Below are 22,999 nucleotides of genomic sequence, written 5' to 3'. Positions count from 1 at the left end.
GCATGAAGCCTGAACATCAAACCCCCTCCTTCTCAAAGATCCCTCTTCTGACTGCTTTCTACACCTGATGCCGTATTCTATGTTGTATCCGAGTTTTCTCAATACCATTTCAAGAGCGGAGACGGCAATAATCACATCGAATTTGCTCATGTAACCGAGATGAGCCACTCTGAATATCTTACCCTTCATGTCTCCCTGACCACCTGCGATAGTAACTCCGTACTCATCTCTCATGATAGAAACGAGTTTCAAGCCATCAACGCCTTCAGGCACTCTAACCGCAGTCAAAACATTTCCTGGATTTTTGGAGAAGAACTCCAAACCAAGCGCTTTTATAGCTGCCCTGGTGGCATCCGCAAGGATTCTATGGCGTTCCCAGACGTTTTCCATACCTTCTTCTTTCAGCATTTCAACAGCCTTTTTCAGCTGATAAATGAGATTGACAGCGGGTGTATAAGGAGCTGGATTCTTTTTGTATGCGCGGGCATCGAAATAGAAACGTGGAGTTGTTGTGGTTTCAACCTTTTTCCATGCATCTTCGCTGAATGTAATGAATCCAAGACCCGGAGGCAACATGAATCCTTTCTGAGAACCGGCTACAACGACGTCAAGGTTCCATTCGTCGGTCTTGAGAGGTTGGGCAATCAAACCGCTGATGGCGTCAACAACGATCAACTTACCGTGTTTCTTGACAACTTTACTGAACCCTTCAATGTCCATTACCGTTCCGGTAGAGGTTTCACTGAGGGTTGTGAAAACTGCAACTGTATCCGGATTCGCCTGTAAAGCATCATCGATCATTTCAGGGGTGGCATAGTCACCGTACTCAATCTTGATCGGTACTACCTGGGCGCCGTAAACCTTACATATCTTTTCCCAACGTTCGCCAAACTTACCGCCAACCACAACAATAACCTTTTCACCGGGAGAAACGAGGTTTGCAACAGCCATCTCCATGGCACCGGTCCCCGAAGAAGAAAGAAGAAAGAGATCATTTGTGGTCTGGAAAACATATTTAGTTCCTTCAATTGCCTCATCCATGATCTTTTTAAACTGGGGAGTTCTGTGGTGAATCGTGTCCCGAGCTCCTTCCAGCAAAAGATCAATTGGCACGGGTGTAGGGCCGGGAGCGAGAAGATAATTTTTCTTTACTAATTTTGACAATTCAAGCACCTCCTTATAGCGCAATATAGTATCTGAATAAAACATACAAACTCGCTATCACTCCTGTAACGATGACTATGGGGAAGCTGTATCTGAAATACTCTGAAAAAGTAAGTTTTCCTCTCTCGAGTTTCTGACTCATTCCGCTTACCACTATATTTGCTGCTGCTCCAACGATTGTACCATTTCCACCGTAACATGCTCCAAGAACGAGAGCCCACCACAAAGTATCTGCCAGGCCGGTGTTCGTTGAAAAAATAAGACTACTATTATGGATTATGTTTTCGACGATTGGTATCATTATCATCACCATTGGTACAGCGCTAACCAATCCAGCCATCAATAGCGGGAACCATAGAACAAAAAGTAACAGGAAAATCGGCGATGGAAACAGATGAACAAGTCCATTCACGAGATACTCCATAACCCCCACAGCTTCCAGACCGTAGACAAGGGTGAACATTCCAAGGAAAAAGAAAATAGTTCCCCATTCTATTTTCTTAAACACTTTCTCCATCGTCTCGGAGTCAACCCTGAGCAAGAAGAGAAGTACAGCTGCAGCCAGGAGTGATACAAGTGCCGGATCTATTCCCAGAGACGGTGGAAGCATGAATCCTATTAAAGCACCAACAAAGACCAGCAGAGATTTTGCCATCAATTTCTTATCACGAATCTGACTTTTAGGATTGGTCTGAGAAAACCTTCTCAGAATAACTTTTTCTTCTGCATCCAGTTTAAAATATTTTCCCTCTTTCCACAATAGCAGAATAATCACAGTAAAGATTGTTATTCCTACTACGGGAGCTACATTTACCAGAAAATCGTTAAAACTCTTTTCAGCTGCAAAACCCACAAGCATGTTAGGTGGATCACCAATCAGGGTTGCAGCACCTCCGAGATTCGCAGAAAGGATTATCATTACGAGATAGGGGAAAGGGTTCTTGCCAATGGTCTCGGTAACTGCAAGAACCACAGGGACAAAAACCATAACGGTGCTGACATTGTTCAAAAAAGCGGAAGAGATGGCAACAATAACCGAAGTAACCACAAAAAGCAGGCGAAAATTTCCTCGGCTTAACTTCACAACGGTTATCGCAACGAACTGGAAAAATCCGGATTCTTCTATGAAAGGGAGTATTATCATCATACCAAGCAACAATCCAAGGGTTTTAAAGTCCACAAATTCGCTAAGCTCATCGAGACTAATTTTCTTGATAGCCTCCGGGACGAGTTCAGGATAAGTGTTTGTAAAAATAGCGGTCAAAAACAGAAGGATCGCTCCAGCGGCAAAAGCGCTCGCGGCTTTGTCCATCTTGTTACTGATCAGGAAGTAATACACAATACCCATCAAGAACAATACAATTGCTCCGTAGACAAAAGCCACTATAACCACTCCTCTAATATGAAGGTATTTTCATCTTTGCAAATACTTGCATGCACGAAATTTCATATATGTTTTTCCGCGATACTCTGAATGGGTTTAAAATCCCCCTTTTGAAGGTTATACCTTGTTTTTTTCAAGATGGCATTGAATTGCTTTACTATTATATGAATCATTGTGCCAATAATAATAATAATATTTTAGGGGGTGAGTACATGAAAGATTATAAATTTTCGAGTACAGCGCTTTGAAGGTTATACCTTGTTTTTTTCAAGATGGCATTGAATTGCTTTACTATTATATGAATCATTGTGCCAATAATAATAATATTTTAGGGGGTGAGTACATGAAAGATTATAAATTTTCGAGTACAGCGCTGCGAATGAAGTCATCCATTATCCGTGAACTCTTAAAGGAAGCCATGAACCCGGGAATGATTTCTTTTGGCGGGGGGGTTCCTGATCCTGAAACCTTTCCACGCGAAGAACTTGCAAAGGTTGCCGATAAAGTGATAAGAGAGGAATATAGCCACTCTCTTCAATATTGCCCTACAGAAGGAGATTCTGTCTTAAGAGAGGCCTATCTCAAATATCTCGAAAGGGCAGAGGGAATTACAGGGTTGAATCTCGATAACATTATAGTCACGGTGGGATCTCAAAGCGCCTTGCATCTAATCTCTGAAATCCTTCTTGACGAGGATAGCATATATTTTGTTTCAAAACCAATATATCTGGGAGCTGCAAGCGCTTTTGCACTGCGGTCATTGAATCACGAAGATCTTGAACTTCAAGACGATGGGATCGATCTGGATAGATTAGAAAAGCGGTTAGCCGAAATTGAAAAGGCCGGAGAGATGGACAAAGTTAAATTCATATACGTCATTCCAAACTTCCACAATCCAGCCGGCGTTAGTCTAAGCCTTGAGAAAAGGAAAAGGTTGATCGAGATAGCTGAAAAATACGATCTTTTAATAATTGAAGATGATCCATACGGTGAACTTCGCTATGAAGGTGAACATATCCCCTCGTTGTTCAAACTCGCCGGTAAAGAAAGGGTCCTGATGTTCAGAACCTTCAGTAAGGTTTTGTCCCCTGGAATGAGAATAGGTCTGGTGGTAGGCCACGAGAATCTTGTGAGAAAGGTTACCCAGGCAAAGCAAGCAGCCGATCTTTGTTCACCAAGTCTCACTCAGAGAATCGCCGGACGATATCTTGAACAATATGACCTCAGAGAATCACTCAAACCCACCATCGCCTTGTATAAAAAGAAGATGAAGCTTATGCTTGATGAACTTGAAAAGGACTTCTCAGATATACCGGGAGTTAAATGGACAAAACCTTCCGGCGGCCTTTTCATCTGGCTCTGTTTACCAGAGGGCTTCAATACACTTGAAATGATGGAATACGGTAAGAAAAACGGTGTCCTCTTTATACCCGGTGTGGCTTTTACGATAGATAACTCCTGTGAAAACTGCATGAGACTCTCTTTCTGTTTGCCTCCTGAGAAGGAAATCATAGAAGGAGTTGCCAGGCTTAAGAAAACTGTTCTCGAATACGGAAAAATGAAAGGTTTACTGTAAGAGGTGATTTTATGCCCAGAATATTGATTATAAACCCGGGTTCCACTTCAACGAAACTTGGTATCTATGAAAACGATGAGATCATCTGGAAAGAGAATTTTGAACATTCCGCTCACACTGAAGATTTATTGACACCCGAGGAAAGGGTGAAAATTCGAGCAAAGGAAATCGAAGGTCTTCTGTCAAAAGAGGGGTTCAAAATAGAAGAATTTGATGCTATAGCCTGTAGAGGCGGCATACTCCCGCCGCTAGAAAGTGGGACCTATGAGGTAGATGAAGAAATGGTTGACTATTTGCTTCACAAAACAGGTGTTGACCACCCTTCAAACCTGGCAGCGCCAATTGGAAGATTGCTTTCCAGAGGAAATATCCCCGTCTACATAACCGATCCGGTTTCAGTAGACGAGTTTTGGGATGAAGCAAGGCTTTCAGGGATTCCGCAAATAGAGCGCCGGAGCCTCTTTCATGCCCTTAATATGAAAGCGGTTGCAAGGAAGGTAGCAGAAGAAATGGGAAAGCCTCTGGAAGAAATGAATTTTGTGATAGCTCATCTCGGCGGCGGGATCTCCGTAGGGCTTCAGGTTAAAGGAAAAATGGTGGATGTAAATAATGCAAACGATGAAGGCCCCTTTAGTCCTAACAGGACTGGAGAGCTTCCTGTTGGCGATGTAGTAGAGCTGGCTTTTAGTGGAAAATATACCGAAAAGGAGCTTCTGAAAAGATACACCAAGCAGGGAGGGCTTCTGGCTTATCTGGGAACAGACGACTTGAGAAAAGCGATGAAACTTGCTGCAAATGATCCTAAGGCAGAGCTTGTAATTGAAGGAATGGCTTATCAAATTGCCAAAGAGATCGGTGGAATGTGTGCGGTAGCCGGTGGAAATATTGACGCGATAATTCTTACGGGTAGTATGGCTTATAACTCGGACTTCGTGGAGAAAATCAAGAGCTACGTTGCCCGTTTTGCGTTGGTGGTCGTTGAGCCTGGAGAAAATGAACTCCTTGCGTTAGCTGAAGGTGCTAAACGTGTTTTAACAGGGAAAGAGAACCCAAAGCGTTTCAAGGTGGGTGAAACTATATGAGTACAATAAGGACTCTTTCAGAGATAGTTGAACGTGTTCGTGGAAGAAAGGGGATTGTGGCTGTTGCTGTAGCTGAAGATGTCGTTGTTTTAAAAGCGATAAAAGCGGCTGTTAACGAAGAAATTGCCGAATTTCTTCTTTTCGGAAATCAGAGAAAAATCGAAGAAATTGCCGGAGAAATCGGGCTTGATCACGGCTACAAAATTGTAGGAACACAGAGCAACGCTGACGCTGTCAAAAAAGCAGTGGAAGCCGTTGCAAAAGGGGAAGCCAGTCTGCTGATGAAAGGTAAAGTAAAAACTGGAGATTTGTTAAGTGTCTATCTTAAAGAGGAGTATGGGCTCAGAACGGGCAGAACCATGAACCTTGTCAGTGTATTTGAGATTCCTGAATATTCTCGTTTACTTGTGGTTACTGATGCAGGTATGGTTATAGCTCCGGATCTGAAGCAAAAAGCCGATTCAATTGTCAATGCTTCTATCGTTGCCAGGGCCTTAGGGATAGAACCTCCGAAAGTCGCTGTGCTTGGTGCAATAGAGGTTGTTAACGAAAAGATGCCGGCAACGCTGGATGCGGCCATTCTTTCCAAAATGTCCCAGAGAGGTCAGCTCGGCAAGGTTGTCGTTGACGGTCCCTTTGCACTGGATAATGCGGTATCGATAGAAGCAGCCAAACACAAAGGTATAGAAAGTCCTGTGGCCGGACAAGCTGATATTCTCATAATGCCAGACATTGAAGCCGGTAATATCTTTTATAAGGCCATGGTTTTCCTGGGCAAAGCCGAGGTTGCAAGCAGTATCGTCGGTGGTAAAATCCCGATAATTCTGACTTCGCGAGCAGATTCCGACAGAACAAAACTCTATTCCATCGCTCTCAACGTTCTTCTTTCGGAGGGATGACAATGAAGAGAATTCTCGTGATAAATCCTGGATCCACATCGACAAAATTGGCTATCTTTGAAGATGCACGCGCCGTTGTTGACAAAACTATCCGGCATTCGGTTGAAGAATTATCTCCCTTCAACAGTTTGTACGAACAAAAGGATTTTCGGAAAAATTTGATAATAAACTTTCTGAAGGATTCCGGTTATTGCCTTGAAGATTTCGACGCTTTCGTGGGTAGAGGAGGTCTTTTAGCTCCTATTCCCGGTGGAACCTATCTGGTAACAGAAAGAATGATACAGGACTTGAAGGAAGCGAAGTATGGTGAACACGCTTCCAACCTTGGTGGAATATTAGCAAAAGAGTTATCTATGGAATCGAAGAAGGAGATCCCGGCATATATAGCCGATCCTGTTGTTGTCGATGAAATGCAGGAAGTGGCGAGACTTTCCGGGCATCCGGACTTCACTAGAAAATCTATATTTCATGCACTCAATCAAAAAGCCGTCGCAAGATATGTCGCAGCAAAACACGGTAAAAAATATGAAGAAATGAACCTTATCGTCGTTCATATGGGTGGTGGAATCTCGATAGGTGCCCATCGGAAGGGAAGGGTAGTAGATGTGAACAACGCACTCAACGGCGATGGACCATTTACCCCTGAACGCGCTGGAACGCTTCCATTGACCGGGCTCATAAAACTCTGTTACAGTGGAAAATACTCAAAAGCCGAGATAAAGAAACTCATCAAAGGAAAGGGTGGCCTGGTAGCCTACACAGGCATAAATGATTGTAGAAAGATACAGGACGCCATTAGCGACGGAAACAAAGAATGGGAATTCTACTACCGCGGTATGGCATATCAAATTATAAAGTGGATCGGAAAAATGGCAGCTGTACTAAAGGGTGATGTGGACGCTATCGTTCTTACAGGTGGAATCGCTTACGATGATGAATTCATGGTGAAGTGGATCGAGGAAAAGGTTTCCTTCATCGCTCCGATAGAGGTAGTGGCTGGCGGAAATGAGGAAGAGGCTCTCGCAATTGCTGCATTAAGGGTTTTGAATGGAGAGGAAGAGGCGAAGATTTATGAAACTGTTGCCATGGTTTGAAAACAGGATTTTAATATTCATGGGAATGTTCGGGAGCGGTAAGACGGAGATCGCACTGAACGTAGCCTTTCATCTTAAAGAAAGTTTTGAAAAAGTTGCCATTGCAGATATCGACGTAATAAGTCCCTATTTTCGTTCACGTGACCACACTGCTGAACTTGAAAAGAAGGGAATAAAAGTGATCACACCTCCTGGACAGCTTATGCATGCAGATTTACCCATCATTTCTCCTGCAGTTCGCGGCTTTATTGAAAACAATGAATATCGCCTCGTTCTTGATGTTGGAGGTAACGATGACGGTGCTGTGGTTCTTGGTTCATTGAGTTATTTGTTGAAGAAAGTGAATGTCTCCACGTTTTTTGTTATCAATCCTTTCAGACCTTTCACAGACACCGTCCAGAAAACAGTCGAGCATATCGAAAGGCTATCATCAAAAGCCCGAATGAAAATTGATTATCTCATCAACAATGCTAATCTTGGAAATGAAACAACACCAGAAAATGTGAAATATGGTGAGAAATTCATCAAGGAAGTTTCAAAGGCCACGGAAATTCCGGTGGCAATGACTATCGTTATTGACGGATTAAAGGAAGAAAAATTACAATTCCCGGTTTTTAATTTGAAAAAACATCTGAAAACCCCATGGGAGGTATGAGATGATGATGAATTACGTTGTTATCGATGAAGAACGCTGCAAGGGCTGTGGACTGTGTATAAATGCCTGTCCTAAGAAGGTATTGAGTTTTTCTAAGAAATTCAATAGCAAAGGTTATCACCCAGCCCAACAGCATGATCCGGACAACTGTATAGGTTGTGGCTTCTGTTATATGATGTGTCCTGACACTGCTATAACCGTCTATCGTGAAACAGCTGAGGTTTCAAAATAAGGGAGGAGTTGCGATGGAAGAAAAAGTGATGGTTAAAGGCAACGAAGCTATGGGGGAAGCGGCAGTAAGGGCAGGATGTAGACTTTATTTCGGTTATCCCATAACTCCCCAATCCGAATTAACTGAGTATATGGCCAGACGCCTTCCGGAGGTTGGAGGGACATTCCTGCAATCTGAGAGTGAGGTAGCTGCTGTCAATATGATTTACGGTGCTGCCAGCACGGGAACTCGCGTTATGACTTCAACCTCAAGCCCCGGATTCAGTTTGATGCAGGAAGGTGTTTCCTACATTGCTGGTGCGGAGCTTCCGGCAGTCTTCATAAATGTTGTTCGCGGCGGCCCGGGCCTCGGTGACATTCAACCGGCCCAGAGCGATTATTTCCAGGCCACAAAGGGCGGCGGACATGGGGATTACAAATTGATAGTTCTTTCACCGGGTTCAATTCAGGAAGCTGTTGATCTTGTGGTGCTAGCATTCGATCTGGCTGATAAATATCGAAACCCCGTGCTTATTCTCGCAGACGGTATGCTTGGCCAGATGATGGAACCTGTTTCATTCCCTGAATTCCGTGATTTAAGCACCTTGCCTGATCACAGCTCATGGGCGTTGCAGGGATGTGAAGGAAGAGAACCCCATAAAGTAACTTCATTTAACATCGATCCTCACTGTCTTGAAGAAATGAACCTAGGTTATCAGAAAAAATATAGAGAGATTGAGAAAAATGAGGTTCGTTATTTAACAGAAATGGTTGATGACGCTGAATATCTTCTTGTTGCTTACGGAACCATGGGAAGAATTCTTGGAAACGTTGTAAGAAAAGCCAGAGAAATGGGAATAAAGGCCGGCCTGTTCAGGCCAATCACTCTCTGGCCTTATCCTTATAGAGAACTCAAAGAAGCGGCGAAGGGAAAGAAAGCTGTGCTAACCGTTGAAATGTCTGCCGGGCAAATGGTTGAAGATGTGCGGCTTGCTGTAGAGGGAAACGTTCCTGTACATTTCTACGGACGCACCGGAGGAGTTGTACCGACACCGCAGGAAGTCTTCGGTGAACTCAAGAAAATCGTTGAAAGAGGTGAATGAAGGTGGCGAAAGTTACTCTATTTCAGCGCCCTAAATCCTTAGCAAAAAGAGATTTTACATACTGTCCTGGATGCCATCACGGGATCGTTCATAGACTGATTGCCGAAGTGATAGACGAACTCGGTATTCAGGGAAAAACGATAATGGTGGCTCCTGTTGGATGTTCGGTTTTTGCATATGAATTCTTTGATGTTGACGGTACGGTCGCCCCACACGGAAGAGCGCCCGCGGTGGCTACCGGTATGAAACGAGCAATGCCGGATAGGGTTGTTTTTACCTATCAGGGAGACGGTGATCTTGCTGCCATAGGTACTGCCGAGATAATCCATGCGGCCAATCGTGGCGAAAAGATAACCACTATCTTCATAAACAACGCCATTTACGGTATGACCGGAGGTCAAATGGCTCCAACCACACTTCTCGGCATGAAGACAACAACCTCCCCATACGGCAGAACATCAGAAAGGGAAGGATACCCGATACACGTGTCAGAGATTCTGAAGGAAGCTGCAGGAGTTGTTTATCTTGAAAGGGTTGCTGTAAGCTCCCCGGCCGAGGTTAGAAAAGCCAAACAAGCGATTAAAAAAGCGTTTATCGCACAGATAAAAGGACTGGGATTCTCTCTGGTAGAGGTTCTCTCTACATGTCCAACCAACTGGGGAATGAGCCCGATAGAATCCATAAAATGGCTAAATGAGAACATGAAAAAAGAGTATCCAATGGGAGTATTCGTGGATAAGGTTGGTGACGTGAAATGAGCGAACACATACTGATAGCAGCCGGATTTGGCGGTCAGGGTGTAATGCTTCTTGGACAGGTACTGGCAACAGCGGCCATGTTTGAAGACAAACACAGCACCTGGTTACCCTCTTATGGTCCTGAAATGCGCGGAGGAACAGCAAACTGTACGGTGGTTATCAGCGATGAATTCATCGCATCGCCGATTTCTGATACCCCGAATGAACTAATAATAATGAACATCCCATCACTGTTGAAATTCGAAAAAAACCTGACACCCTCAGGTATCATGATTCTCAATACCTCCGTCGTAGACAGAGAACCAACCAGGACGGATATAAAGGTCGCAAAAGTCGATGCCAACAAAATCGCCGAAGAAATCGGCAATCTGAAAATAGCGAACATGGTTGCTCTTGGCGCTTATCTCGCAATGACCGGAGCTGTTTCAACCGGAAGTATCGAAAAAGCACTGAGGAAAAAGCTCACCGGGAAAAAGGTCGAATTGATCGATTTGAACCTCAAAGCCATTGAGGCCGGAATGAGAGCGGTAAAAGATTGAGAAAAAGGAATAAAAATTAGAAAGCGCGGGAGCTCATGAGCTGTTCCGCGCTTTTTCTATTTCCTCCCTGAATTCTAAAAGTTTATCGGGCTCTTACGAAAAAAGTCCAGATACCGTCGCCCGTTCTTATTACAAGAAAGTAGTCCTTCTCTTTAGGTTTTCCAATGGTTCGGAAGTTTTTAATGGGAAGAAAGAGATCTCTTAGCCTCGGATAATATAAAGGATTCTCTGAAATCGCCTGATGAACGCCTGTTTCAACTATATCTTTCATCTTAAGCTCAACCGGAACCTTGCCACCCTGAAAGGTCTCTATCAGTAAGTGAAGTTTTCTCTTGAACAGGATGGCATAACACTGGGTCATTCGAATCTTTTCTATCCTCTCGACCTCGCCGAAGGTGTAGAGAAAGGATTTTACCTGTTTTCTGTATTCTTTTCCTTCGAGACCAAGGCTTTGTATAAATCTCTCTTTCGAACGTTCTTCCGCAAATCCCAGGAGAGCGGTAATCGTTCCGACAATGGTCCCGAAGAGATGACCGGCCGAACCGATATTGAAGAATATGGCCACCGCTTCCGCTACCAGTAGTGCCACGGTTGAAAAAACGATAACAGGGTACTCGAACCTTTTCCTGAGGGTTACAAAAACCACCGTAAGGGCTTCAGCCACGAGAAAGTACCACAACGGGGAAAGGAAAAACCTGGAAACCATGGCAGCTATCAGAAGAGCTATTCCTAAAATCATTTTCGCACCTACTTTCCTACACAAAAGTTTCCGAAGATTTTGTCCAGCAAATCTTCAGCGGAGTATCGTCCCGTCAATTCATCGTAGATAAAGATGATTTGTTGAAGATATGATCCAACAACGTCGGGAGTAATACCTGACTTTAAGGCTTCAAGAATTTCTTCAATCATTTCCACAGATCTCTGCACAAGCGCAAGTTGCCTTTCGGTGACAAAGACCTCATCTGGATAGAGTTCAGTGATATCCTGAGTTCTTTCTACCATGAGATTTTCAAGTTTATCGATCCCTCTTCCTGTTTTTGCACTTATACACACATCGAATCCATCCGGGCATTTTTCGACCATATCGAGTTTGTTGCCTATCAATATACTGTGCCTGAATTCTTTCCTCAGCTTCTCGTACAGTTCTAGATCATTTTCGGGTTCGATCAGATCGACCATAAAAAGAACAAGGTCGGCCTCCTTTATCTGTTTTAAGCTTCTTTCAATACCGATTCTTTCGACTTTATCCGATGACTCACGAATCCCCGCCGTATCAACCAATCGAAAGTATATACCGTTGATACTTATGTCTTCTTCGATGGTGTCGCGGGTTGTTCCGGGAATATCGGTAACAATTGCCCTGTCTCGTCTCAGTAAAGCGTTCAGCAAAGTCGATTTCCCTACATTCGTTCTACCCGCGATGACTGTTTTTACACCGTTGACAGCCACAATACCGTTTTCTCCGTGTCTGATCAGCTTCTTCACCCTGCTCAGGGTCTTTTCCAATTCCCGAATTATTTCATCATCGGAGCCCTCAATTTCGTCAGGATAATTGAGCTCTACCTCAACTTTTGCGAGTAGTTCCAAAAGAGTTTCTCTTATCCTATTTATAGTCTGGCTAAGTCTGCCAGAATAATTTGATAAAGCAGCTTTCAATGCCTTTTTGCTGTGGGCACTTACAAGGGTCTCTATTGACTCTGCTTTTATCAAATCCATTTTGCCATTGAGTACGGCCCGTTTTGTGAACTCTCCCGGAAGCGCCTGCCTGAACCCCACTTTGATGAGCTCCTGCAGAATGATTCTCAGAATAAGGGGGCTCCCGTGTGAAATAAGCTCGACCATATCCTCGCCAGTGTAGGACTTTGGCGACTTATAAAACGCAATCATCACTTCATCTATCATCTCACCATTGATCGTAAAGGGGGTGAGATACAGCCGCCACGGTTTGGGATCGGTGACATTGACAAAGGGAAGTAGCTTTTCCCAGCTTCCTTCACCGGAACACCTTATTATTCCCAACGCAGAAATGCCGGGAGATGTGGCAATGGCACAAATAGGGTCATGAATCATCTTTATCATCTCCAAGAAAGATAGCTTTTATTGTATCAAGGAGTTTTTCTTCCTTGATATTGTACAGGATAACCTTTGACTCCTTCTCGTTGAAAATGTTTCTTAAACCATCGAATATCTTTACATTTTTCTTCCCGCTTTCCTTCAATCCGATAATAACCGCTTCAGAATGCGGGTCGTATTCTATGAACTTTATTGATAGGTTATAAGCGGCTATTCTTATTCTCGCAGCATCGAGAAGAGATCTTACTTCATCGGGTAAAGTGCCAAACCTATCCTTCAATTCTTCCTCGATTTCTGTGATCTCTTCAACGGACCTGCTCATTGCTATCCGCCTATAAATCTTCATCCTTTCAAAAGAATCGTTGATGTATTCCTCAGGGATTACCATATCATAGGGTATATTGTGCAATTCGGTATCTATGAATTTTTCTTCCAGTGGTTCGAGTTCCTTTATGCCTCTGGCTTCAGCTACAGCTCTCTCCACCATCTCTTTGTACAGGTACAACCCGATGGAGGAAATATTTCCGTGCTGTTCTTTGCCAAGTAATTCTCCGAATCCCCTTATTTCCATATCCTTTATGGCGAGTTTCATTCCGCTCCCTGGTCCGGAAAATTCCCTCAAAGCCTTCAAACGTTCTTTTGCTTTTGGCGTCAGACGTTTAGGATTGTACAAAAAGTACGCAAATGCTCTTCTGGTGCTTCTGCCTACCCTTCCTCTCAATTGATAAAGTTGAGCCAGCCCATATCTCTGAGAATCATCAACTATAAGGGTGTTCGCATTGGGAATGTCAACACCGCTTTCTATGATGGTTGTGCATAACAGCATCTGAAGCTTGCCAGAGTAGAAATCACCCACATTTTTTTCGAAAAGCCTTTTGGGCATCTGGCCATGCGCCACTCCAATTTCAACCTCAGGAAGCAATGTTCTGATCTTATTTTCGAGTTTGTTGAGCTCGTTTACCCTGTTATGGACGTATATAACCTGACCCCCACGATTGATCTCTCTCAAAACAGCCGTTCTGATCAACCTGTCGTTGACGGGACCGACATACGTTTCCGGCATGGTTCTCCCAATGGGTGGAGTCGCGATCATGGAAAGTTCTCTGAGCCCTGAAAGTGCCATGTAAAGTGTTCTGGGAATTGGTGTGGCACTCATGGTCAAAACGTTGACCTCAAGCCTGAGTTTCTTCAAATGTTCCTTCTGCATTACCCCGAAGAGCTGCTCTTCATCGATTATTACCAGCCCCAGATCAGCGAAACGCACGTCTTTAGAGAGCAGGCTGTGAGTACCAATTATTACGTCGATTTTTCCATTCTTCAACTCACGAAGTATCTTCTGTCTTTCTTTCGGTGTGCGGTATCTATCGAGTATATCTACGTTAACTCCAAAGGGTTCAAGCCTGTTTTTGAAGGTTTCATAATGCTGACGCGCCAAAACTGTCGTCGGAACGAGAATCGAAACTTGCTTTCCTGAAACCACCGCTCGAAAAGCTGCTCTCAAAGCAACCTCTGTTTTGCCATAACCCGCATCGCCGCTAACAAGCCTGTCCATTGGTTTTTCGTCAGCAAGGTCGTCGAGTACCTCTTCTATAGCCTTTGCCTGATCTTCTGTCTCAAGATGGGGAAAACTTCTCTTGAACGCATCCTCCAGGGTGGGATCTCCTTTCAAGCTCAATCCCCTTAAATGCTCCCTCGTACCGTACAGCAACGCCAGTTCTTTTATCCTTTCCTTTACCTCTTTCTCAACCCGTTTCTTTCGTTTCTTCCAGGCGTTCCCTCTTAATGAATTCAACTGTATATTATCCGTATCCCCAACATACTTATGGACACGGTCGAGGCGTTCTATCGGAACGTAAATCTTCGAACCTTCGCGATATTCAATAGTGAGGTATTCCCGGGTTCCCAGAACGCCGTTAATCTTTCTTATTCCAAGAAACTTTCCAATGCCGTACTCAATATGAACGACAAAATCACCTTCTTCAAGCTCGCTCCAGTCAAAAACAGGGGCCTTGGGAACGTATTTTTCTTGTTTTCTCGGCAGATTTTTCCTGGTTGCTTTAACATCTTCGTACTTTAAAGATGTCCACTCGAAAGTCTCAACCTCTCTCTTAGAAATCAATCCATACTTTTTCACCGAATACAGCAGAGTAGGTGAAAAGGTTCCGAACCTCCTATATATGAATTTTTCGACTTCTTTGTTCGAGAGAATTTCTAGGGTTTCTCTTTCCCTGAGTTCAAAGTCTTTCAGTCCTTCTTCGGGATCTACAAAAAGGAAAAAGCAGTCATCGCCAAGATAATCTCCCAGCCAGGCCTGCTGCCTGTAAAAAAGCCCCACCACTGTATCCATCCTTTGCCAGTTGAGAGGGCTGATGGAAAACCTTTTTCCGGTAGCTTTTTCCGCGTTTTCTATTCTGAGTTTTGCCAAAGAGACGTTTTCTTCAATTGTAAGTACTTCACCAGCTGGAAAGATCTCAATTTCACTAATGTGTTTTACGCTTCTTTGGTTTCCCGGGTCAAAAAGCTTTATCTCCTCGACTATGTCATCGAAGAGAATCAATCTATACGGTAAAACGCTGCCTGGAACAAAAATATCAACGACTTCGCCTTTCCAGGAAAACTGCCCGGGTTCAACAACGGTAAAAACCCTTTCGTAACCCATCTCGACGAGTTTGTCTGGATGAAATCCAAAAGGATCGTCAATTCTAATCTTTTTCGTACTTCCTTTCATTGCTTCAGGAGGAAGCGTTTTCCTCAGAATCGCATCCAGACTGGTGTAGATCCTTTTGATGTTTTTATTCTGAAGGTTGCTCAAGCAGCTCATACGATGATTTCTCACATATGCGGAAACCCTGACGTCTTCAAAGGGAAAAACATCATGTGAAAAGAAAATCCCTTCATCTCCTGATGGTGAATGAAAGGATAGGAATCTTTGCAATTCCCTTTCCGAAGGGAAAATGATTACAGAACTTTCGGGGATTCTTTCGAGATTTTCGATTACCCAGAGAAATGGATCCTTTGTTATTATCAGTTCTTTCTCATTCAAGTTGAACGCTCCTTTGATACTACCTCAAAGCCTGAGTATAGATTCTATCACTTCCATGATAACAATAAAACTGTTATAATGGAACTGCCGGGGGAGCCTGTACAGGCTGAGAGTGCGTTCGGCGCAGACCCCTTGAACCTGATCCGGGTAATACCGGCGAAGGGAGGGCGTTTTCGAACCGTCCCCCGGACGGTCATTTTTTTTAGGGAGGGATTTAAAATGAAAAGGACTGTGTTGCTGATTCTTCTGATGTTCCTTGTGTCTTCACTGGTTTTATCTGAAAAACTGGTGGTTTACACCTACGACAGTCTGCTTCCTCTCGCGCGAGAAGCCTTTCCAAAATTTGAAGAGCTCACCGGGATAGAGGTTGTGGTGAGAACCTACGGTGACGCCGGAGCGGTTTTGTCAAAGGTCATTGCGGAGAGGGAAAAGTCAGATGTTGATGTGGTCATAGGTATCGACAACCTACTGGCAAAGAGAGCCTTTGAAGAGGATATCTTCCTTAGCTACAAACCAAAGAATGCAGATTCGATTGTCGATAAGTCCCTGATTTTTGACCCCCAGTGGCGACTGACACCTTATGACTACGGAGCGATTGCAATAATCTATGACCACGCAGAATATGGCAAACTCGATATCGAATCTCTTGACCAGCTAACCGAAAAACGATTCAGAAGAAGCCTCATCATTCAGGATCCAAGAACTTCCAGTACAGGGTTGTCCTTTGTAATGTGGACATACCTATTACACCAGGAAGATGAGGATTTTGTCGAATTCTGGCGAAATTTAAAGGATTCTATACTTACAATTACCTTTGGTTGGGATGATGCTTTTGAAAAGTTTGAAGCCGGAGAAGCACCCATGATGGTTAGCTATGCAACCGACGGAGCGTACTCCTACCACTATTATGGAAAGGTATATTATGGAGCCATCATTCCAGGTGGAAAAGGTTACGTTCAAATCGAGGGAGCCGGAATCTGCAAATGGACGGATAATTTAGAGGCTGCTCAAAAATTCATCGATTTTCTTATTTCCCCGGAATGCCAGAACAGCATTCCGCTGAATCAGTGGATGTTCCCGGTTATAGAAATTGATCTGCCAGAAGCGTTTAACTACGCGGTGAAACCTACCGAACTTCTCTCTGTTCCTGAAAATATCGATATTGAAAAAATTATTGCCCTCTGGGAGAGTGTTATCTACGAATAAATTCTATCTGGCTCTTTTTTTTGACGTTAGCAATCGCGGTTCTCTTTATACTTTATCCATTGTTCGCTTCCTTTGGCTCCGCCAGAGGAAGCGAAGTTTTGACAATAATAAGAAGCAATACAATTCAGAAGATTTTGAAATTTACTGTGTTTCAGGCAACAATAAGCACGCTGCTGGCTGTTCTTGTTGGATTTCCGGCTGCTTATTACTATGCCCACCACAATGATACTCTAGCGAAACTCCTTTACATAACGACGTTCATTCCGTTTTTTTTACCGGGGATATCAGCGGTTGTAGGTTTTCTGATAATGTACGGAAGAAATGGTATACTCAATTCCTTCCTGGGGATTTTTGGGATCAAGCTTCAGATTCTTTACACCTTCACCGCGATCTTGCTTGGACATATTTTTTACAACGCCCCGATACTTGTTAGAGTTCTCGGTGATGCACTTGCAGGAATCCCAAAAGAACAGATAGAAAACGCACTGTCTGATGGTGCGAATAAATGGAAGATATTCTGGAAGATTGAATTTCCTCTGGTTCTTCCTGCATTAGTGGCCGGAACTATTCTCATTTTTTCTTACTGCTTCACTTCCTTTGCTGTTGTTTTGATTCTCGGTGGCTCGCAGTACGCGACCCTGGAGGTTGCGATTTACATGTACCTCAAACTACTTGCCAAACCAAATATCGCGATTTCTCTGGCAATACTCCAATTTCTTTTCATATTTGCCTTTGGATTTTTTCTTTCTTTCTTCGAAAAGAGAGAGAGCTTTCAATATGGAGAACGGTACATTGAAAAAAGAAAATACCTGAAGGTTTACTCCGTTCTCTTTCTGATTTTTGAAAGCGCGCCGGTTATAGCGGGTTTTGCTGGATCGGTTTACGATTTTCGAAGGAAAGAATTTCTCTTTGACAGGATAGTGACCATCTTTACATCATCGCAGATTCCTATCGTGGGTTCTACCATCCCGGAGGCAATTTTAAGATCGCTGCTATTGTCAGCAACCACAGCCTTAATAGGAATGGTTCTCGGTTTTTCTATGATCTGGGGATTAAGAGATACACCTCGTGGAAGCTTTATTTTAAGAGGTATTTCTCTTCTAAGTATATCAATAACCCCGGCTATACTTGCTCTATCTTACAGCACTTCTTTTAAGTTTATTGCACCACCGCTGGCCATGATTCTGCTCTACCTTGTGGTATCCCTTCCAATCAATCTGAACCTGATCCACGCTGGAACCGCTGGTGTGAGCGTAACGGCAATAGAAGCGGCAAAAATAGATGGTGCCAGCTCATTGCAAATTCTGTGGCATATTATCGTTCCTCTTTTCAGAAAGGTGCTTATCGCATCCTTCAGCGTGATCTTTGCGATATCTATGGGCGAATTCAGCGGGTCTCTAATCCTCGGTGGAGATAGCTATCCCACAATAACCGTTGCCATATATCGGTTGATGTCCAGCCGCCATCTCATCGAAGCGAGATTTCTGAGCTCTTTGCTGGTGATTGTCGTTCTGGTCTCACTGGCACTGATAGGCGGTTTCTTCACCTCTTTTTCTGAACATCTGAGAAATACCGGCAGCAGGAATTGATGGGACACTCATTGCATTGTGGATTTACAGGCTTGCACACCCTTCGGCCGAATTCCACCATAGAACCATTCAAAGGTCCCCACAATTCCTCCGGTAAAATCTTCTGAAGCTCAAATTCAGACTGTTCCGGCTGTTTTGTCTTTATCCACCCGAGCCTGTTTGAGATCCTATGAACATGTGTATCAACAGCAAGTGCTGCTTTCCCAAAAGAAACGTTGAGAACGATATTCGCGGTTTTCCTTCCTACTCCGGGCAATTTGGTTAATTCTTCAAGGGTATCCGGAACTTTCCCGTTGTATGTCTCAACAATAATCTTTGAGATTTCGACTATCCTTTCTGCCTTTTGTCGATACATCCCGGCCGCTTTAATCAGATTGTAAAGATCCTCAGGTTTTGCTTTTGCTATAGCAAAAACATCAGGGTAGACCGAGAAAAGTTTTTTTGATGCCACCTCTGTGTTTTCATCCCGCGTCCTCTGACTCAACACAGTGGAAACCAGGACCCTGTAAGGATCGCTGTCCTGATGAATCCGCGGAAAAAGCTCGATTATTTTTGCCGCTACAACTTCCGGTTTACAATTATTCATCCTTTCCCTCCAGAAAGGCTTTGTACGCTCTGTATGTTTCATAGAGATCAGCTTTTGAGATTATTTCAAAGGGTGAATGCATTCCAAGAACCGCCGGGCCTGCATCAATGACCTCTATACCTTTTTCTGCAAAAAATTTGGCAATCGTTCCACCGCCACCCTGATCTACTTCACCGAGAATCGCTGTTTGCCAGTGAATTTCATTTTCGTTTAGTATCTTTCTCACCTTTGCGACGAATTCAGCACTGGCGTCACTGGTACCATATTTTCCGCCGCGTCCTGTATATTTCATCAGAACTATTCCATAACCCAGCCGTGGAGCGTTTTCCACATCGTGAACATCTGCAAACATTGGATTAATGGCAGCAGAAACATCTCCGGATAACATATAGGACTTTTCAAGGGCTAAATTTACCGTCATAACTGGATCAGACGCTTTCAACAACCTCGCCACTCTAACGAGGGTGTTTATCCAGAAACTTCCTTTAGCTCCCGTTAAACCGTCGCTTCCTATCTCTTCTTTATCGAAGATAAGGACACAGGCATTCTTTCTTAATTCCTTCGAATCAGCCAGAGCTGTGATTGCTGCAAATGAACAAACCCTATCGTCGTGGCCGTATCCAGCAATCATGGACCTGTCCAGCCCAATTTCCCTCGGCTCAATGGCTGGAACCAACTGGAGTTCGGCACTGATAAAATCTTCCTCGGTTAAACCATATTTGTTGTTTAAGAGTTTTAGAAAATGGAGTTTCACAGATTCTTTCGAATCCTTATCCAGATCTATCGGTATGGAAGCAGCTAACGCGTTTAAATCCTTTCCTTTGAAAACATCATTTATATCGCCTTTTCGCCTATCAAGATGAGGCAAAAGATCACTTATAACGAACACCGGGTCACCCGGTTCTGTTCCTATAGAAATCTCTACAACATCGCCATTCGATTTCACCACGACCCCAACAAGCGCAAGAGGAATATTCAACCACTGATATTTTTTGACGCCGCCGTAATAGTGGGTTTTTAGAAGGACAAGTCCCTGTTTTTCAACCACCGGTAATGGTTTCAAATCAAGTCTTGGGGCGTCGGCATGAGCTCCCACAAATCTGAATCCGTTCTCAAAATCCTCAGCGAGGCGCAACGCAACCAGGGTTTTGCCCGACCTTGAGTTATAAACCCCGGTAACGCCAGAGAGTTTTTCTGGTTTTTCTTCAAGTTCATCCAACGAAAGAAAGCCTCTATCTCTAAGGTATTCAACTAAATAATTCACAACCTTTCTTTCGGTTAATCCTTCCTTTAAGAAGGCAAGATATTCTCCAGAATACTCCTCAATAGAAGCTCTTTTTAAATCTTTCCATGCTGTTTTGTGTTTAAATACGAGCTCGTCTTTACTATTCACATTCACACCTCCCCGGTAATATTCTATCAGAGGATAAGAATTCTTTATAGTATAATTAGTATGAACCGTAACAGCAAAAGTGGTGTCAAAATTCATGACAGGGGGATTCCCTTGGACGAGAAAAAATTGATCGAAGGGCTGAAAAAGAAAGAAATGTGGGCTTATGAGGTACTGTACGACAAATACGCTCCTCGATTGGGGAGTGTTATTCGTTCCTACCTCGGCACAGATGATGTTGATGACGTCCTTCAGGAGACTTTTATAAAGGTGTTTAAAAATATAAAAAAGTTCCGTGGCGAAGCGAAACTATCTACATGGCTTTATAGGGTCGCAATCAACGTGTGTAATGACATTATTGCAAAACGGAAGAGAAACCGGGAGTACTTGACGGACTTCCAGGAAAACGACGAGAAACCATTTCTCGAACCTCCAGCGCCCAACGATGTGTTCAGGGAAGTAATGAACGAGCTGAGCTATGAAGAACTGACAAATATAATCGCAAAACTCCCTGAAGAAGATAGGTTGTTGATAAAGCTTAGAGATATTGAGGGGCTTTCATATGAAGAGATAGCCCAGATTCTCGGGAAGCCAAACGGAACAATAAAGAGCCGATTACACTATGCCCGGAAACGTCTCAGGCATCTCCTTGAGGAGGGAGGTTACAATGAGTAATTTTGACAGATTCCTTGACGGTGAAATTCCAAAAGAAGCTCTGAATGAAAAAGATAAAGAAGCCGTGGTGAAATATGTTAGAGCACTTTTGGTCTTTAAAGAAAGAACTGCCTATAATCCAGGTGAAAAATTGAAAAGAAAAACTCTGGAAGCCATCAGAAGGAAAAAAGTGCTTCCATACAGACTCTACATATCTCTGGCTGCCTGTTTTATTGCCGTTTTTATTGGTATTGATTTCTTTTCAAAGAATAGCATCGACATTCACCGAAAAAATTTTCCTATTGTTGTCACTGAAGGGAGAACACCTCTTGAATACAACATCAATGTTCTCAATGCCAGACAGGGTCTTGGAGACTTTCCGAATTTAGCACTATCAACGACTGGCGGTGTAGAAAAAGCAATTTCCGCAGAACCCTCCGCACAGGCAGATACCGATTTGCAGGAAAAAATGTTGAAAAGTGTTGATTTCATAAAGAAAGTACCCGCTGAAAACATCGATGTTGTCGTGGTTAATACAAACTTCTAACCAGGAGTGAGTCGAATGAAGAGAATACTCACAGTCATTTTCGTGTGTTTGCTTTTGTCCATAAGCTTTGCCCAAAAAGCTCAAGAAATACTTTTGGATCTTGTAGAAAAATTATCCTCATCCTCCTACAAGGTAGAGAGAATGGTAACTGAAAAAGGTTTTTTTGAAACCGTTTACAGGAGCGAATCCGTTATAAATGTAGGTCCATATAGACTTGTGGAGGTTCATTCATCCAGAGGCGGTTACACTTGGGTAAAAAATTCACAGGGAGAATTTGTTATTCTCGGTAAGAATGCCTTCGAACCTTTGCTACCCATCAGGGATGTGGAGGATAAATTGATAGATATCATCAAGAACGGAGTTTACGATGTACGGTTAGTGCTCGACTTACCCTACGGACATAAATACATTATTAGCAATGATGGTATTAACTACGAGATAACCTTTGATGACAAGCTCAGGCTTACAAAATTGGTAAAAAGGTTCGGACCATACATAGTGCTGGTTAAATACAACAATTACCGTAAGATTACCCAGGAGGACGCGGATAAGGTATCGAACGCTTTGAATGGTGTAAACATCATCAGACCGCCTATTCAGTTATCCGAAAGTTATCTGAACGAGAATTTCCAGTGGCATGCCATGGACTTCAGCTACGGCAAAGACGGTCACCTGCTATATACACTATATCTTGACTCAGAGATTTCAGGAAGAATCGTAGTTTTTCTTTTATTCAATGCCAACCCTGATCCGCTCTTAAAAATGATATTAGATGTATGTGCTGCCAATGGCTTAAACTATTATTATGAACTTTTTGGCTCTTCAATATCTCTGATTATAATTGGTTCCAGGGATTCTGAAGAACTAAGGAATATTCTTTCGCATCTAATTGCTGCTCATTGATGCGCCGCCCCTCAAACCGTCTTCTGACATGTACGATATTCACAAAAAACCTTTGTTTCATTGTATAATCAAGAAAATGATAATGGAGGCATCAAAATATGTTTGATGTTAAGTCTGCCATAAGTATGCTTAAAGGCAAAGGGTATCGTATTACTCCACAGAGAGTTGCCGTGTTACGCGTTTTACATAACAACACGGAACACCCTACCGCTGAAGAGATCCATAGAAAAACCATGAAGCTGCAATCCAATGTTTCGATAGCAACCGTTTACAATGTCCTGGAGATGCTAGAAAAAGAGGGATTCATAGTGGTGCTCCAGACACCGGATGGAACACGGAGATACGATCCAAACACTGAACTCCACGCTCATTTCGTATGTGAAAGATGCAATAGAATTTTCGATGTTGAACTTTCTCAAAACCTTTCTAAGGGACTTCTTTTCTTTGTACCTGAGGATAGTTCAGAAGTTAAACAAATCAATATCTCTTTTTTTGGTATATGTAAACGCTGTGCACAACAACAAACATCGTGAAGATAAACAAC

At 43.2% G+C, this 22,999-nt stretch carries 22 protein-coding genes and 1 riboswitch; of the genes, 15 read left to right on the top strand and 7 right to left on the bottom strand.

Translation table 11 applies throughout. The annotated features are described in order from the left end of the window. Together DU53_RS11305 and DU53_RS11300 are read right to left on the bottom strand one after the other, a co-directional pair. On the bottom strand, positions 1–1,164 hold a 1,164-nt coding region (locus DU53_RS11305; RefSeq protein WP_235599828.1), incomplete at its 3' end, for an alanine--glyoxylate aminotransferase family protein. A 13-nt stretch (positions 1,165–1,177) separates the two neighbouring features. Further along, entirely contained in the window at positions 1,178–2,548 is a 1,371-nt protein-coding gene (locus DU53_RS11300) for an ArsB/NhaD family transporter (protein ID WP_015869485.1), read from the bottom strand. Positions 2,549–2,891: 343 nt separating this feature from the next. On the opposite strand from DU53_RS11300, the gene DU53_RS11295 reads away from it, so the two are divergent. Genes DU53_RS11295 through DU53_RS11255 form a run of 9 tightly spaced genes read left to right on the top strand, consistent with a single transcriptional unit; the run spans position 2,892 to position 10,464 of the window. Next, positions 2,892–4,124, top strand: coding sequence for a PLP-dependent aminotransferase family protein (locus tag DU53_RS11295; RefSeq protein WP_015869484.1), 1,233 nt, complete (start codon positions 2,892–2,894; stop codon positions 4,122–4,124). Between the two features lie 11 nt (positions 4,125–4,135). Further along, positions 4,136–5,206 (top strand): butyrate kinase, encoded by a 1,071-nt coding sequence (gene buk, locus DU53_RS11290; protein WP_015869483.1) that lies wholly within the window; start codon positions 4,136–4,138, stop codon positions 5,204–5,206. Next, positions 5,203–6,105 (top strand): bifunctional enoyl-CoA hydratase/phosphate acetyltransferase, encoded by a 903-nt coding sequence (locus DU53_RS11285; RefSeq protein ID WP_015869482.1) that lies wholly within the window; start codon positions 5,203–5,205, stop codon positions 6,103–6,105. Before buk (DU53_RS11290) ends, DU53_RS11285 begins: the two co-directional genes overlap by 4 nt. Positions 6,106–6,107: 2 nt before the next feature. After that, positions 6,108–7,199, top strand: coding sequence for a butyrate kinase (gene buk / locus DU53_RS11280; protein ID WP_015869481.1), 1,092 nt, complete (start codon positions 6,108–6,110; stop codon positions 7,197–7,199). Further along, on the top strand, positions 7,177–7,854 hold the full coding sequence (locus tag DU53_RS11275; RefSeq protein ID WP_015869480.1) for a cobyric acid synthase CobQ: 678 nt from the start codon (positions 7,177–7,179) through the stop codon (positions 7,852–7,854). Before buk (DU53_RS11280) ends, DU53_RS11275 begins: the two co-directional genes overlap by 23 nt. A gap of 4 nt (positions 7,855–7,858) precedes the next feature. Beyond that, on the top strand, positions 7,859–8,086 hold the full coding sequence (locus tag DU53_RS11270; protein WP_041289064.1) for a ferredoxin family protein: 228 nt from the start codon (positions 7,859–7,861) through the stop codon (positions 8,084–8,086). 13 nt (positions 8,087–8,099) lie between these two features. Continuing rightward, complete coding sequence (locus DU53_RS11265) at positions 8,100–9,167, top strand: 3-methyl-2-oxobutanoate dehydrogenase subunit VorB (RefSeq protein WP_015869478.1); 1,068 nt, start codon at positions 8,100–8,102, stop codon at positions 9,165–9,167. 2 nt (positions 9,168–9,169) lie between these two features. Further along, entirely contained in the window at positions 9,170–9,925 is a 756-nt protein-coding gene (locus DU53_RS11260; RefSeq protein WP_015869477.1) for a thiamine pyrophosphate-dependent enzyme, read from the top strand. Continuing rightward, the gene (locus DU53_RS11255) at positions 9,922–10,464 is read left to right on the top strand and encodes a 2-oxoacid:acceptor oxidoreductase family protein (RefSeq protein WP_015869476.1); all 543 of its coding nucleotides are present in this window, start codon (positions 9,922–9,924) and stop codon (positions 10,462–10,464) included. The genes DU53_RS11260 and DU53_RS11255 overlap by 4 nt, the downstream gene beginning before the upstream one ends. An 82-nt stretch (positions 10,465–10,546) precedes the next feature. Here DU53_RS11255 and DU53_RS11250 read toward each other — a convergent pair whose 3' ends face one another. Genes DU53_RS11250 through mfd form a run of 3 tightly spaced genes read right to left on the bottom strand, consistent with a single transcriptional unit; the run spans position 10,547 to position 15,580 of the window. Then, the gene (locus DU53_RS11250; protein WP_063728698.1) at positions 10,547–11,203 is read right to left on the bottom strand and encodes a hypothetical protein; all 657 of its coding nucleotides are present in this window, start codon (positions 11,201–11,203) and stop codon (positions 10,547–10,549) included. Between the two features lie 8 nt (positions 11,204–11,211). Continuing rightward, a complete protein-coding gene (mnmE, locus tag DU53_RS11245) occupies positions 11,212–12,543 on the bottom strand; it encodes a tRNA uridine-5-carboxymethylaminomethyl(34) synthesis GTPase MnmE (protein WP_148208044.1) in 1,332 nt (443 codons plus the stop codon). Beyond that, complete coding sequence (gene mfd / locus DU53_RS11240) at positions 12,524–15,580, bottom strand: transcription-repair coupling factor (protein WP_015869473.1); 3,057 nt, start codon at positions 15,578–15,580, stop codon at positions 12,524–12,526. The genes mnmE and mfd overlap by 20 nt, the downstream gene beginning before the upstream one ends. Before the next feature lie 79 nt (positions 15,581–15,659). After that, a riboswitch (TPP riboswitch) is annotated at positions 15,660–15,762 on the top strand. A gap of 37 nt (positions 15,763–15,799) precedes the next feature. Between mfd and DU53_RS11235 the strand changes: the two genes are divergently transcribed. Together DU53_RS11235 and DU53_RS11230 are read left to right on the top strand one after the other, a co-directional pair. Next, positions 15,800–16,786, top strand: coding sequence for a thiamine ABC transporter substrate-binding protein (locus DU53_RS11235; protein WP_015869472.1), 987 nt, complete (start codon positions 15,800–15,802; stop codon positions 16,784–16,786). 20 nt (positions 16,787–16,806) lie between these two features. Continuing rightward, positions 16,807–18,375, top strand: a complete 1,569-nt coding sequence (locus tag DU53_RS11230) for an iron ABC transporter permease (RefSeq protein ID WP_063728696.1) — start codon at positions 16,807–16,809, stop codon at positions 18,373–18,375. Here DU53_RS11230 and nth read toward each other — a convergent pair. Both nth and DU53_RS11220 read right to left on the bottom strand, forming a co-directional pair. Further along, positions 18,329–18,961, bottom strand: coding sequence for an endonuclease III (gene nth / locus DU53_RS11225; protein WP_015869470.1), 633 nt, complete (start codon positions 18,959–18,961; stop codon positions 18,329–18,331). The genes DU53_RS11230 and nth overlap by 47 nt on opposite strands. Then, positions 18,954–20,360 (bottom strand): aminopeptidase, encoded by a 1,407-nt coding sequence (locus DU53_RS11220; protein ID WP_015869469.1) that lies wholly within the window; start codon positions 20,358–20,360, stop codon positions 18,954–18,956. The genes nth and DU53_RS11220 overlap by 8 nt, the downstream gene beginning before the upstream one ends. 105 nt (positions 20,361–20,465) lie before the next feature. Between DU53_RS11220 and DU53_RS11215 the strand changes: the two genes are divergently transcribed. The 4 genes from DU53_RS11215 to DU53_RS11200 all read left to right on the top strand — a co-directional run bounded on the left by DU53_RS11215 (position 20,466) and on the right by DU53_RS11200 (position 22,988). Beyond that, entirely contained in the window at positions 20,466–21,026 is a 561-nt protein-coding gene (locus DU53_RS11215) for an RNA polymerase sigma factor (protein ID WP_015869468.1), read from the top strand. Next, positions 21,019–21,552: a hypothetical protein gene (locus DU53_RS11210; protein WP_015869467.1), complete on the top strand. Its 534-nt coding sequence runs from the start codon at positions 21,019–21,021 to the stop codon at positions 21,550–21,552. Before DU53_RS11215 ends, DU53_RS11210 begins: the two co-directional genes overlap by 8 nt. 15 nt (positions 21,553–21,567) lie before the next feature. Next, positions 21,568–22,455: a hypothetical protein gene (locus DU53_RS11205; RefSeq protein ID WP_015869466.1), complete on the top strand. Its 888-nt coding sequence runs from the start codon at positions 21,568–21,570 to the stop codon at positions 22,453–22,455. Between the two features lie 98 nt (positions 22,456–22,553). After that, positions 22,554–22,988 carry a Fur family transcriptional regulator gene (locus DU53_RS11200; RefSeq protein ID WP_015869465.1) on the top strand — a complete coding sequence of 145 codons (435 nt, stop codon included), beginning with the start codon at positions 22,554–22,556 and terminating at the stop codon, positions 22,986–22,988. Positions 22,989–22,999 lie beyond the last annotated feature (11 nt).

Source organism: Kosmotoga sp. DU53, assembly GCF_001639905.1.
Taxonomy (GTDB): Bacteria; Thermotogota; Thermotogae; order Petrotogales; family Kosmotogaceae; genus Kosmotoga; species Kosmotoga olearia.
The sequence above is the reverse complement of the archived record's forward strand: the minus strand, read 5'-3'. Positions and strand labels throughout refer to the sequence as shown.